The organism is Aeribacillus composti (assembly GCF_007827555.1).
GTDB classification, from domain to species: Bacteria; Bacillota; Bacilli; order Bacillales; family Aeribacillaceae; genus Aeribacillus; species Aeribacillus composti.
This window is the reverse complement of record NZ_VISS01000007.1, coordinates 73029-86628: the sequence shown is the minus strand read 5'-3', so window position 1 is coordinate 86628 and position 13600 is coordinate 73029. Positions and strand designations below refer to the sequence as shown.

The 13600-nt window shown below is 38.8% G+C and carries 10 protein-coding genes; 5 read left to right on the top strand and 5 right to left on the bottom strand.

Annotated features, from left to right (window positions below; all coding sequences use genetic code 11):
• The first annotated feature begins 54 nt into the window (after nucleotides 1–54).
• The 3 genes from FB379_RS18960 (at nucleotide 55) to FB379_RS05520 (ending at nucleotide 5059) form a co-directional block, all read left to right on the top strand.
• Entirely contained in the window at nucleotides 55–1362 is a 1308-nt protein-coding gene (locus tag FB379_RS18960) for a murein hydrolase activator EnvC family protein (protein ID WP_144597353.1), read from the top strand.
• A 500-nt stretch (nucleotides 1363–1862) separates the two neighbouring features.
• Nucleotides 1863–3308, top strand: a complete 1446-nt coding sequence (locus FB379_RS05525) for a S41 family peptidase (protein WP_144597352.1) — start codon at nucleotides 1863–1865, stop codon at nucleotides 3306–3308.
• A gap of 560 nt (nucleotides 3309–3868) precedes the next feature.
• Entirely contained in the window at nucleotides 3869–5059 is a 1191-nt protein-coding gene (locus FB379_RS05520) for a PDZ domain-containing protein (RefSeq protein ID WP_242009296.1), read from the top strand.
• Nucleotides 5060–5379: 320 nt separating this feature from the next.
• Here the strand turns inward: FB379_RS05520 and FB379_RS05515 are convergent, their stop codons facing one another.
• From FB379_RS05515 to FB379_RS05495, 5 genes are all read right to left on the bottom strand, one after another.
• Entirely contained in the window at nucleotides 5380–6426 is a 1047-nt protein-coding gene (locus tag FB379_RS05515) for a flavin-containing monooxygenase (protein WP_144597348.1), read from the bottom strand.
• 21 nt (nucleotides 6427–6447) lie between these two features.
• The gene (locus FB379_RS05510; protein ID WP_144597346.1) at nucleotides 6448–7359 is read right to left on the bottom strand and encodes a cation diffusion facilitator family transporter; all 912 of its coding nucleotides are present in this window, start codon (nucleotides 7357–7359) and stop codon (nucleotides 6448–6450) included.
• A 14-nt stretch (nucleotides 7360–7373) separates the two neighbouring features.
• On the bottom strand, nucleotides 7374–7682 hold the full coding sequence (locus FB379_RS05505) for an ArsR/SmtB family transcription factor (protein ID WP_063389190.1): 309 nt from the start codon (nucleotides 7680–7682) through the stop codon (nucleotides 7374–7376).
• Nucleotides 7683–8353: 671 nt separating this feature from the next.
• Nucleotides 8354–9532 (bottom strand): chromate efflux transporter, encoded by a 1179-nt coding sequence (chrA, locus tag FB379_RS05500; RefSeq protein WP_144597344.1) that lies wholly within the window; start codon nucleotides 9530–9532, stop codon nucleotides 8354–8356.
• Between the two features lies 1 nt (nucleotide 9533).
• On the bottom strand, nucleotides 9534–9854 hold the full coding sequence (locus FB379_RS05495; protein WP_144597342.1) for a PadR family transcriptional regulator: 321 nt from the start codon (nucleotides 9852–9854) through the stop codon (nucleotides 9534–9536).
• Between the two features lie 215 nt (nucleotides 9855–10069).
• On the opposite strand from FB379_RS05495, the gene FB379_RS05490 reads away from it, so the two are divergent.
• Nucleotides 10070–12148 (top strand): heavy metal translocating P-type ATPase, encoded by a 2079-nt coding sequence (locus FB379_RS05490; RefSeq protein ID WP_144597340.1) that lies wholly within the window; start codon nucleotides 10070–10072, stop codon nucleotides 12146–12148.
• 146 nt (nucleotides 12149–12294) lie between these two features.
• Nucleotides 12295–13182 carry an ROK family protein gene (locus FB379_RS05485; RefSeq protein ID WP_144597338.1) on the top strand — a complete coding sequence of 296 codons (888 nt, stop codon included), beginning with the start codon at nucleotides 12295–12297 and terminating at the stop codon, nucleotides 13180–13182.
• Nucleotides 13183–13600 lie beyond the last annotated feature (418 nt).

Genomic DNA, 13600 nt, shown 5'->3' with positions numbered 1-13600 from the left:
TGCCATACCAGATCGAATTGATTGAAAACATGAATTAAGAGGAGGAACCGGATTGTGAAAAAGAGAATAGTGACATTAAGTCTTACAGCTATATTGGGGACAAGCGGGGTATTTGTACCGCTGAGCAAAAGCGCTTATGCGTCATCCTTTGAGGAGAAAAAAGCAAGAATTCAAAATGAGCGGTCCAATGTTCAGTCGAATATAGAAAGCAAGAAAAGTGAAGTAAAAGAATTAGAGACAAAACAAAATCAACTTAATCAAGAGATTAAAAAGTTAGATGAAAAATTGCTGGATACTGGTGAAAAAATCGAAGAGAAAGAGAATGAAATCAAGAAAACTAAAGCTGAAATTGAACAGTTGAAAAAACAAATTGCTGAAGTAAAAAAACGGATTGAAAAGCGGAATGAACTGTTAAAAGAACGGGCAAAATCCTTGCAGGAAGCAGGAGGAACAATCAGCTATCTCGACGTTATCTTAGGTGCGAAAAGCTTCAATGATTTTGTAACTCGTATAAGCGCTGTTACAACGATCGTTGATGCGGATCAAAAAATTATTGAAGAGCATGAAAGAGATATGAAACTGAAAGAGGAAGCGGAGGCTAAATTAAACAAGCAGCTGTCCTCTTTGGAAGAAGCTTTATCTGAATTGGCTTCATTGAAACAAGAGCTAGATAAGCAAATTGATGAAAAAGATAAATTGTTGGGGCAATTGGAAGCGGAACATGGCCAGGCAATGGATCAATTAGAAGATTTGGTACATCAAGATGCTATGCTGGCAAAGCAGCAAAAAATGATTGAACAACAGCAGCAAGAATATTTAAAAAGACTAGAAGAAGAAAAGGCTAGACAGGCTCAAGCTTCACAATCTGCTTCTAAATCAAGTGATAAAACTGTTGCTTCAAGCGATAAAGCTGCTGCTTCAAGCGATGGCGGATCTTCACCAGAACCATCTGTATCATCAGCTGCAGGAAGCGGATCTTTTATCTGGCCGGCTTCAGGTGTTCTTACCTCTAAAATGGGTATGAGATGGGGCAGATTCCATGCAGGAATTGATATTGCGAAACGGGGAACGGTTCCAGTTTACGCTTCTGCTGGCGGCACGGTTAGTTATGCTGGACAAATGAGCGGCTACGGCAATGTGATTATGATCATCCATAATATTAACGGTAAAACGTATACTACACTTTACGGGCATTTGAGAAGCATTAACGTTTCAAGTGGTCAAAAAGTGAGCCAAGGTCAGTTTATTGGATATATGGGAAATACAGGAAGATCAACAGGGCAGCACTTGCATTTTGAAGTACATAACGGAACATGGCGAGGCAAATCCAGCGCGATCAATCCTTTAAGCGTTCTTCCATAAAATTTATTAACAATGCACAATAAGCTCTTAAGGGAAGAAGAGTTTGTTGTGCATTGTTATTTTTTTATAAATTGCAAAACAGTTTTCTTCTGATCGTGTTTCATCGATGCAAAAAATAGAGGAAACGGGAGATTACATAAAGCTTCAATGGATTGATTTTCACAATAATTCTTTTTCATGTAGTGATAGATAATTACAAAAAATATAGTTACTCCTCCCGTATGATTATGCCGGTGTAGGCAGTTTGCTTGACTAAAAGAAAAGGAAAGCGTTTTTATGAGAACAAAACACCTTACCCATTATCAAAGCAAAGATGATCGTTAGCTGATTTTTCTATTTTCTTGATGGAACCTGGCTAGAAGCGGTCAAATTCTTGTCAAAGGGCGGTATATTAAGTTTTTTTGAATTGCTTTTCCTTTTCCTGTAATCCGCACATGATTTGTACAAGCTTTGCATACGCTATAAATAATTCGGATTGTTGGAAAGGAAGGCAAAAACATATGAAACAAATAATAAAATTGATTACAGTGTTTTGGATAGTGACCAGTTCCATCGTCGTTTTGGATGTGCACGGTCATGCTGAAAATAATGAATCGCTGGAAAATAAAACAATTGCTGCATCTGCGCAAAGTTCAGATGAAACCATTCCAGGATTGGAGAAATTTATAAACACGTATGAATTAATTTCTGAAAAATATGTCCATCCAGTCGACAAAAAACGTCTCCTAGAAGGTGCCATTCAAGGGATGCTATCTTCTTTAGGCGATCCATACTCAGTCTATATGGATAAGGAAACTGTTAGACAATTTACAGAGTCCCTTGATTCTTCATTTGAAGGAATCGGTGCCGAAATCGGTATGAACAACGGCAAAATAACCATTATTTCACCATTTAAAAATTCGCCGGCGGAAAAAGCGGGCTTAAAGCCAAATGATGAAATTGTGAAAATTGATGGTAAAACAGTTTCCAGTTCAGATCTTCATGATGCAGTACTGAAAATCAGAGGAGAAAAAGGAACAACCGTCAAACTTACGATACGCCGCCCTGGAAGTAAAGATTTATTGTTTTTTGAAGTAAAGCGGGATGAGATTCCGATTGAAACAGTGTTCAGCTCCGAAATCAATAAAAATGGCAAGCGGTTAGGCGTCTTGCATATTACTTCATTTTCTGAAAGGACAGCTGATGACTTTAAACAAAAGCTAAAAATGTTAGAAAAAAAGAAAATTAACGGTTTAGTCATCGATGTTCGCGGCAATCCGGGGGGATATTTGCAGGCTGTAGAGCAAATTTTGCAGCAGCTCGTCCCTAATCATGCACCATATATTCAAATAGAAAAGAGAGACGGAAAAAGGGAGATGTATTATTCAACATTAAAAGAAAAGAAGCATTATCCTATTGCAGTCTTAATTGACAACGGCAGCGCATCTGCTTCGGAAATTTTGGCAGCTGCGTTGAAAGAAGCAGGAGGGTATGCCATTGTCGGCGAAAAATCCTTTGGAAAGGGAACAGTTCAGCAAACAATACCGCTGGATGATGGAAGCAACATAAAGCTGACGTTATACAAATGGTTGACTCCTAAAGGAAATTGGATTCATGAAAAAGGTGTGGAACCAACGGTAAAAATATCGCAGCCGGATTATTTTAAAGCTGGACCGCTCGATATTTTACAGCCATTAAAAAAAGAGATGAATAATGAACAAGTTCGCATTGCACAAATATTATTATCAGGATTAGGTTATGATCCTGGGAGAAAAGACGGTTATTTCAGTGCAGAAACCGAGCTGGCTGTAAAGGCGTTTCAAAAAATGAACGGTTTATCCGTGACGGGGAAGTTGGATCAAAAAACAGCTATAAAAATGAATGAATTGATCACAAAAGAAACTCGTTCAAAACAAAATGACTTGCAGCTGCAAACTGCCATTTCACTATTAGCACGATCTTCTTAAGTATTGAAAAAATACGGCAGCTTTTCTGTTGCATTTTGTTTAAGGGGCTGTCTAATAAGTCGTTTTTACGGCTTATTGACGCCCCTTTAATGTTTTAGAAACGTTGATATATCGATGTTTATGATTTTTTGTTTTCAATAGGGATTTCACTTTATGGACAGCCTCTAAATGAGATTTCGCTTCCTTGTGCAGGCTTTTCAGTTGAGAAAATTTCTGCTTTCATATCGTAGTGAAATTTACAATTATTTATGCATACAGAGGATGGACGCAGCTTTATGACAATAAGGCTGCGTTTTCTTTTAAATCATCGGGAAGTGACAGAGCGGCATTGTTAAGTGGCTGTTTCCTTGCTCAATTTTTTGATCAATTTGCTGCAAGTCTGATTCATTCAGCTTTTTAGAAAAAAGCGGTATGAAGCCAAAAAAGCCGCCGCTCCATGAATTTGGTCAATCGGCCTTTTTACCTATTTCCAGTTTTTTATATGACGTTCTAGCTTCTTTTTTAAAAGATTTGATAAAATAGAGGAAAGTCTCATATGATTCGTAAAAGGGGTGGGCCGTTTGGTTGGACAATGGCTTTTAGAATTGCTTTTCAGCATAGGCCGTTTTTTCTTGCATCCGCTTTTGTATTTCTTTCTCATTTTTTCCTTTTTAAATGGATATTGGCGGGTTAGAAGAGAACGAAAATCTTTTCATGTGCGCGTATATGATGTGTTTGACGATATTCGTTTTACTTATACGAAGGGAATTATCGCTGGCCTGGTCCTTTCTGTTCTTTTCATGCTTCTAGGACTGTGGATTCCATTTGGAACACTCGTTTTATTGACTATTTGGCTGCTGGCTGTTAGTTTAACTTTTCAGCCGCGTTTTTTGTCATCAACGATCTCATTGGGCGGAACGATTTTTTTAACAGCTTTATTAAATGGAATGGCAGATCAATCTCCTTGGATCGATGAATTTTTTGTGAGCCTTGATAAAACAAACTACAGTGTCTTGTCGCTATTTTTGAGCTTTTTGCTTATTTGTGAAGGGATTCTCATCTATCGAACAGCACATTACCATACATCCCCATTTATCATAAAAAGCAAGAGAGGATTGCCGATTGGGAATCATGTAGCGAACAGAACATGGATGATTCCGTTAATGCTTTTAGTTCCAGGCGGTTCATTGGAATCTCCTTTTTCTTGGTGGCCAATTATTTCTTTAAATGGTGAACCATTTATGCTCGTGATGATTCCGTATTTTGTCGGTTTTTATCAAAGAATTCAAGGGTCTTTGCCAAAGGAAAGCATTCAAGTAACAGGCCGGCGCATTTCGATTCTTGGAATCATTTCTCTTGTTGTTGCTGCTGCTTCGTTGTGGGCTCCATTTCTGTCGTTTGTTGCCACGGCTCTAGCATTGATAGGAAAGGGATTAATAACTGTAAAACAAAGGATGAATGATAATTCGGCCGCTTTTTATTTCTCGAAACAAGATTATGGACTGGTCGTATTAGGCACGCTTCCTCAATCCCCGGGAGAGAAAATGGGAATAAAAGCGGGAGAAGTTATAACAAAGGTGAATGGAAAAAATGTAAAAACAACGTACGAATTTTACGAAGCGCTGCAGATCAGCAGGACGCATTGTAAGTTGGAGGTACTAGGGCATAACAAAGAAATCCGTTTTGTCCAACGCGCCTTATACGAAGGGGAGCATCATGAACTCGGCTTGCTCTTTGTGCAAGATGAGAAATGGAAGTCAGAAGCCTCTTAACCGGTGTGAATGGTAAATAATCAACAGGAATAGCGACACAATTTTTAGGAATAGGCCATAATTCTTCGGAATGAGTTTCATTTTTTTTCCGGAACGATAAAGGTATATTTTCTCTATCACATCAAACCACTTAGTCAATGATGATTGGCTAAGTGGTTTTTTACGTCAAAAAATGTTATAGCTAGCAGAATTAGGCTCGAGAAATTATTGTGCAAAGGAACTGACATTGTTCAATGATATTTGAAGCCTTTCAGTAAATATGTCTAATCATGAAAATAGCCGCGGCTAGAAAAAACTCTAGCTAAACATTGCAAGCACCTTCAATGGTTTAAAATATCATTTATCAAGTACTCTGCATCGGCGCCCACCCCTCCGATAAGAGCGGAGCCTCTCCGATATTGCCAAGGCAATCCTAAGAAGTACAATCCTTTCACTGGAGTAACCCCTCTTTGGTGAACGGGCTTTCCTCTATGATCTAAAACATTAGGAATTTGTATCCAGCTGTAATCAAAATAAAATCCGGTTGCCCAAATGACATTTTGAACTTGAATTTGACTGTTATCTGCAAAAGAGATAACATCTCCTGAAACACTCTCTGTTTTAGGCTTCATTTTTATTTTGCCTTCTTGTAGTAAATGTTTCAGCTCTTTACCGAAAATAGGATCGCTTTGTTTACTGATCAACCTGCCTAACGGGCTATTGATATGGACGTCTAATAAACCTATTTTTTGAAACCACCAGAAAATACTTTTCCCCATAATTTCAAGTGGAAGGAACCTTATTTTATGACCTACTGATAAATAAACTTCTCTGTCTTCGGACAATTCAACTGCAATTTGCGCTCCAGAATTTCCTGCACCGACTACTAAAACAGAGCCATCTTGCAATTGAGATGGATTCAAATAGCCGGATGTATGCACTTGATACACTTGATCGTATAAGCTTTCGGCAAATGGTGGAAGATATGGCTTTTGAAAAGGCCCCGTTGCTATAACCACTTTATTTGCCATATATCTCCTATGATTGGTTGTCACTTTAAAAATCTCATTTTCTTTTTGAAGAGAAATGACTTCTGTATTCAGATGAATAGGTAATTCGAATTTTTGAGCATAATCCTCTAAATAATCGGCTATTTCATCCTTAGTTGGATATCCGTTCGGGTCACCCTTTAAGACCATTCCTGGCAAGGAGCTAAACGATCGAGGGGTAAAAAGTACTAAGGAATCGTAACGATTTCTCCAAACATCTCCGATTCGATTTTCCTTTCCGACAATGGCAAATAATATATCATGTTGCTTTAGATAATATCCCATCGCTAATCCTGCTTGGCCAGCACCGATTACAAGAACATCAACATTTTGTTCCATTTCAATCAACTCCGAAAAAAGCTATACTTTCATTTTTCCATGATGGATTTGAGAGGTTTCAATTTGAATGGTTGTATGCAAAATCTTAAATTTTTCTTCAATCATGTGAATGGCAGCTTGTAACACCTTTTGACTGTCTTGATGATCTTCAATTAAAATATGGCAGCTTAGTGAATCCAAACCTGATGTAATCGTCCAAATATGCAGGTCGTGAACATCCTTCACACCTTCGATGCTTTTTAAGGATTTCTTCACTTCATTTTGATCAATGGTAACGGGCGTTCCTTCCATCAAAATGTGTATGCTATGCTTCATAACTCCCCAAGCGCCTTTTAATATTAATAAAGCAACTAAAATGGAAATAATAGGGTCTGCTATATACCAGCCAAAGAGCCACATGATGAGTCCTGCAGCAATGGCTCCAACAGAGCCTAAAGCATCGCCGATAACGTGAAGATAAGCGCTGCGAACATTGACATTATGTTTCACATCACCTTTTCTCATTAACACCCAGGCGCTTAAAAGATTAGCAAAAAGACCAATAGACGCAATCAACATCATCGAGCCGCTTGCTACAGTCGGCGGATTGAAAAAACGCTGAACAGCTTCCCAAATGATAAATCCAGCGATAACAAATAAGGTAACTCCATTAAACAAAGCGGCTAAAATTTCAAAACGATAAAAGCCATACGTTTTATTTGGGGAGGCTGGTTTGGCCGCAAACCATATAGCAATTAGGCTAAGAGCAAGCGAACTGGCGTCACTAAGCATATGTCCAGAGTCAGAAAGAAGGGCCAGACTGTTTGTCATTAACCCCCCGAAAAACTCTAACAGCAAAATTCCAACAGTAATGAGCAATGCAATTATAAGTCCTTTTTTATTGTTTTCCCTGTTAAAGTCGTGATGGTCGTGAGAGTGGTGATGGCTGTTCATGGTCAAATGCCTCCTTACTGATGTTCAGAATGATCAATGGCTTGTTTTAATAATGAAAAAACGTGTTCGTCATTACAGGAGTAAATCAGTGTTTTTCCTTCACGGCGATACTTAATAAGTCTAAGATTTCGCAATATACTAAGCTGATGGGAAACTGCTGATTGAGACATTTCCAACACTTCGGCAATATGATTTACGCTGCACTCTTCTTGTGATAACAAATAAAGAATTTTAATTCGTGTAGGATCGGCTAACACCTTAAATATTTGCGATATATGTTCAATTGTTTCAGGTTTTAAGAAAGAATGATCTTCCGTCTTCATTCATAATTCCCTCGTTCTTTTTATTATATATGAACATATGTTCATATTTTATTGTATTTTGCATTCTGTTTTTTGTCAAGTTTAGGAAATCTGTTTAACAGTACATAATGAGGAGGGAACCTTTCAGATTGGAAATACGGTCAACTAGTTCTGAGGCATTTTCAGTGGGCCAAGAAATCTAAGAGCTCTTTAAAAGTGACATTAGCAATGAGATAATTGAAGCAGTTTTTAAAAGATGATTGGTTCAAAGTAGATTGCAGCTGGAGAGAATGTTCTAAATTGATCGTATAAAGACATTTCAGTACTTGCGAGCAATCATTGAGAAGTCGATTCATTTATCTTTTTGAGAAGCTGCCAAGCATGGAAATTGAGCATCTCAATATGTTTATTTAATTATTGACTAGCAGAAGATAACCTCTCGTTCTTGAACAGCCTTGCCTAAACGTTAACTTGGTTAATTCACGCTGTCGGCTAGCCTTCATACAGGAACGGGTGAAATCGGGCATGAATAGAAGCTTCTGCCTGATCAAAAAATGTCGGAAAAGGGCATACTTTGTCCAGTTTATCCGTAAGGAATCCTTCTTATGTTAGACAGTATGTTTTTTACAGTCTACATAAGAGGGATCATATCAAATGAAACCTGAAGGACCTTTGTGTCAGCAGATCTAATTTTACAAGAACAAGCCGCCGATGGCGCCCGTTAAGACGATGATCCATGGAGCTATCCTCCAATAAGCGAGCATACTGAATAAAATAGCAGCAAAAGCAAAATCAATCGGACGATTAATGGAGCTTATCCAGATCGGATCATAAAAAGCGGCAATTAAAATTCCGACGACAGCAGCTTGTATGCCCATTAACGCACCATTAATCTTTGAATTGCTTCGAAGCTTTCCCCAAAACGGTAATGTACCAAAAATGAGCAGAATTGCCGGAAGAAAGATGGCACAAGTTGCAACGAATCCCCCAGCCCATCCATTCATGACCGCTCCAATATAAGAAGCAAATGTAAACAAAGGACCAGGAACTGCCTGTGCTGCTCCGTAACCTGCCAAAAATTCTTTTTCTGTCAACATTCCTGTTGGAACAAATTCCTGTTCAAGCAGCGGGAGCACCACATGTCCGCCCCCAAATACGAGAGATCCAGAGCGGTAAAAGCTGTCGAACAAGCCGATCCAGTAAGAAGAAGTCCACGCTTTTAATAAAGGAAGGAAAAGGAGAAGCCCGAAAAATAACAATAAACAGCTTGCGGCAAATCGTGTTGAAATCGGCACCTGCAACGAAAACGAAGTCTGGGTGTCTTCTTCTACTTTTGTATATAATAAAAATCCAATAAAAGCTGCTAGCAACATGACGACAACTTGGGAAAAAGCATGTTGCCATAATAAAGTAACGACTAGCGCGCCTAATGCGATGGCTTTTCTCCCTCGGTCAGGGGCTAGTTTTTGTGCCATTCCAATAACAGCATGGGCGACTACAACAGCAGCAACAATCTTTAAGCCGTGAATCCAGCCGGCATCGACAATATGTAACTCTTTAAGAATAAGAGCAAAGATCATCAGTGCGATTGCAGACGGAAACGTAAAGCCGATAAAGGCGCAAAGTCCGCCTAATATTCCTCCCCGCATGAGACCGATGCCGATCCCGGCTTGGCTGCTGGCAGGTCCGGGTAAAAAATGGCATAAAGCAACCAAATCTGCATAGCTCTTTTCATCCAACCATTTTCTTCTCCGAATATATTCTTCATGAAAATATCCTAAATGGGCGATTGGCCCCCCAAATGAGGTCAATCCAAGCTTTGTGGAAATGGCAAATATCTCGAACAGCGTTTTCCATTTTGATCCCTTCATGTTATCCTCGACCTTCATTATGTATTTCTTTAAAAAGCTCGTACGCTTTCGTCCGGGCTTCTTTCAGAACGGCTTTCCCTTTCTGTGTAGTTGTATAATATTTTCGTATTTTTCCTTCTACATTTTGTTCTGTTTTTTCCAACAGTCCGTCCTTTTCCATTGCGTGGAGAATCGGATAAAGAGTCCCTGCACTTATGTTGTAGCCATGACTTTTCAGTTCCTCAAGCATCCACAAGCCGAATATAGGATGTTCGCTTGCATGATGTAAAATATGAATATGTATAAAACCGAGAAAAAGCTTGCGCAACACTTTATCTTCCATTTTTCAACACCCCATTTTGAGAATCGATATCGAATTTCGATAACATTAATATTGTAAGGTTATTCATATGTACATGTCAAAATTATATTTACGAAAATATTTGACAATTGAATTGCCTTTTCATAAAATGGACATATAAAATATGAACACTTATTCATATAAACACATATACTGTATACTGCAATGTGTACTCTATTTCATTGGAGGATTAGAGAATGATTCAGTATCGGGTAAAGGGATTGTCTTGTGCAAATTGCGCAAAGAATCTGGAAGAGGAAATCCAAAAGCTTGAATATGGGGAAAATGCAAAATTAAATTTTCAATCTAGCAAACTGTATGTCAATGAAGAAATTAATATTGCTAAAGTCAAAAAAATTTTAGCATCGGATGGGGCCTATATTGAGGAAGAAAATAAACATGAAGATACACATTCTTATTTATTGTGGCTCGTTTTGCTCTCGGTTTTAGCTTTTATAGCTGCTGTTGTGTTCGAAAAAACATTATCACCATCCGCCGCTGTTACAATGTATATAATTGCTACGGTGATCAGCGGATATAAAACATTTTTGAAAGGGGCCAAAAACCTCGTTCGATTGAAATTTAACATTGACACCCTTATGACAATTGCTTTGATTGGGGCTTTTGGCATTGGAGAGTGGAAGGAAGGTGCTGTTGTTGCCATTTTATTTGGAGTGAACGAATATTTAGAGGGCTTGGGAATGGAAAAGGCCCGTCGTTCTATCGAATCGCTTTTAGAAGTTGCGCCGAATGAAGCTACGATTGTTATAAATGGCCAGGAAAAGAAAGTTTCCATTCATGACATCAAGGCAGGGGATATTGTTCTTGTCAAAGCCGGTGAAAAAATTCCATCGGATGGGATAGTGGTGGAAGGGAAAAGCTCAGTTAATGAAGCGGCCATTACTGGAGAATCTCTCCCTGTTGAAAAGGAAGCAAAAGATGAAGTGTTTGGCGGAAGCATTAATAATGAAGGAATTTTGAAAGTTCGGATAACAAAGCCTTACGAAGAATCGTCTCTAGCGAAAATTTTGCATTTAGTTGAAGAAGCGCAGGAAACAAAAACGCCGACTGAGCAATTCATTAATAAGTTTGCGAAATATTATACTCCTTTGATCATGCTTATCTCTCTTGTCGTTATTTTTATTCCGCCGCTTTTCTTAGGAGTTGATTGGAGAACATCTTTATATCAAGGATTGGCAGTGTTAATTGTCGGCTGTCCATGTGCATTAGTTTTATCCTCTCCCATTGCTATCGTTTCAGGAATCACGAGAAATGCACGCAAAGGCATTCTTGTAAAAGGCGGGGTTTATTTAGAGCAATTAGGGAAAATTGGAATAATAGCTTTTGATAAAACAGGAACACTGACAAAAGGGGAGCCTTATGTAGAGAAGTTTGTAGAATATGATCCTTCTTTTTGGAGCATCATCGGATCAATTGAAAAATCCTCTACTCATCCGACCGCTAAAGCCATTATGAAAAAAATAGATGAGTTAAACGTATCCCTTTTGGAGGCTCGCTCCGTTGTTGCAACATCAGGTGAGGGAATAAAAGCGGAGATAGACGGGAAGGAATACCGTGTCGGCAATGAAAAAACGATTCAACATCTTTCGCTCAGCGAAAATGTAAAGGAAGACATAAAGGCCTTTAAACAGGAAGGACTAACAATCGTTTTGGCTTCAGATGACAAAAACGTTCTCGGTATGGTCGGTATAGCGGATGAAATTCGACAGGAAAGCAGCCAGGTGATCCGCATGCTTCACCGAACAGGTGTGAAGAGGACTGTCATGTTGACAGGAGACCACGAAAAAACTGCTGAAAAAGTGGCGAAAAAGGTTGGTTTAAGTGAATATTTTGCAAACCTTCTGCCGGAAGAAAAGGTGGAAAAGGTAAAAGAACTGTCTCTCTCAGGAAAAACGGCAATGATCGGAGATGGTATTAATGATGCGCCTGCGCTCGCAGCTGCTGATTTAGGCATTGCAATGGGAAAAGGAACAGACAGCGCAATTGAAACGGCTGATATCGTTTTAATGCAAGATCATTTAGGAAAGCTGCCTGAAGCTATTTCAACCGCCAAAAAAGTGAACAGAATTATCAAGTTAAACATCGGGATTGCTCTAGGTTTAAAAGCCGCTGCACTGCTGCTGACGATTCCAGGCTGGCTTACGCTTTGGATAGCCATTCTGTCGGATATGGGGGCGACTGTTTTAGTGACCCTCATTAGTTTAACGATTTTATGGGAACGAAATAAAAAACTTCTAAATGAGGCTTTCAGCTAATGGCTGATCGCCTTTTTTTCTTGCATTTTTTAATATTTCTCTTCCATAAACATATAACATTTATTATAATCTTATTAATTTGACAACCTGCCGCTAATGAAAAATTGGACATAACATTATGGACAAAATCATGGGAGGAATTGTGCATGCTTTTAGGTGCAATTGAAGCGGGCGGAACAAAATTTGTCTGTGGAATTGGAGATGAAAACGGAAATATCATCGAGCGGACTTCTTTTCCGACGACAACGCCTGATGAAGTGCTTGAACAAGTCGTCAAATTTTTTCGGGATAAAGATATTAAAGCGCTTGGAATTGGCTCATTCGGTCCGATTGATTTAGATCGCACAAGCGAAACATTCGGATACATAACATCTACTCCGAAGCTACAGTGGGCGAATATAAATCTTGTCGGAGCGATAAAAAAAGAATTCCCTATTCCAATTGGCTTTGATACCGACGTCAATGCAGCAGCGCTGGGGGAAATGAAATGGGGGGCTGCGAAAGGTCTGAATAGCTGCATTTATATGACGATCGGTACCGGGATCGGAGTCGGTGCCATCTCTGAAGGACATCTAGTACACGGGCTAATCCATCCGGAAATGGGGCATATGCTTGTTCGGCGCCATCCTGAAGATTCGTTTGCCGGCAATTGTCCGTATCACAAAGATTGTTTGGAAGGAATGGCATCCGGTCCAGCAATAGAAAAACGCTGGGGAAAAAAGGGGCAAGAATTAGAAAAAAATGAGAAAGTATGGGAGTTGGAAGCGTACTATATTGCACAAGGAATTGCCAATCTTATACTCGTTTTATCGCCTAAAAAAATAATAATTGGCGGCGGAGTCGCCAAACAAAAGCAATTGTTCCCCCTTATACATCAAAATGTTCAAGCTTTATTAAACGGTTATGTTCGCCATGAAGTGGTGCTAGAAAACATTGCAGATTATATTGTTCCGCCCGGATTAGGGGATAATGCGGGACTTTGCGGAGCAATCGGTTTAGCATATGAGGCGTTTTTGGAGAATAATCAAAAATAAAGCTCAAGAACATTTATCGGCAAATAATCGTTACAGATAATCCAAGTCATAAAATAAAATCAGGCATACAAAAAATGTGTACAAGAAAAGGAAACTTTCAAGAATGCAGTTAAGAACCAAAAAGAATTAGATAAAGCTAAAACTAATGCTAAAGAGAATTGATCCAAGATATTGCTCGGTGACCTAACAGCTCTTTATGTTACAGATGAGATGATTAAGTTTAGGTGGCTGGAATCATTCATTTTTTGATAAGTGGAGTTCAGGAGTATTGCAATGTATATGCTGAAACAAAACGAATATTGAAAAATATTTTTTAATCTTTAAATAATTATTAAACATCTCTACATTTAGAGGGAGAATCAATTAAATTATATATCTTAAAAAAGACAAATTAGACTTAGGGATTTAGAAATTTATT

What these genes read in the sequence shown, in the direction of transcription:
- FB379_RS05525 (WP_144597352.1), top strand. Translation starts at nt 1,863, where the DNA reads ATGAAACAAATAATAAAATTGATTACAGTGTTTTGGATAGTGACCAGT.
- FB379_RS05515 (WP_144597348.1), bottom strand. Translation starts at nt 6,426, where the DNA reads ATGGAACAAAATGTTGATGTTCTTGTAATCGGTGCTGGCCAAGCAGGA.
- FB379_RS05510 (WP_144597346.1), bottom strand. Translation starts at nt 7,359, where the DNA reads ATGAACAGCCATCACCACTCTCACGACCATCACGACTTTAACAGGGAA.
- FB379_RS05505 (WP_063389190.1), bottom strand. Translation starts at nt 7,682, where the DNA reads ATGAAGACGGAAGATCATTCTTTCTTAAAACCTGAAACAATTGAACAT.
- chrA (WP_144597344.1), bottom strand. Translation starts at nt 9,532, where the DNA reads ATGAAGGGATCAAAATGGAAAACGCTGTTCGAGATATTTGCCATTTCC.
- FB379_RS05495 (WP_144597342.1), bottom strand. Translation starts at nt 9,854, where the DNA reads ATGGAAGATAAAGTGTTGCGCAAGCTTTTTCTCGGTTTTATACATATT.
- FB379_RS05490 (WP_144597340.1), top strand. Translation starts at nt 10,070, where the DNA reads ATGATTCAGTATCGGGTAAAGGGATTGTCTTGTGCAAATTGCGCAAAG.
- FB379_RS05485 (WP_144597338.1), top strand. Translation starts at nt 12,295, where the DNA reads ATGCTTTTAGGTGCAATTGAAGCGGGCGGAACAAAATTTGTCTGTGGA.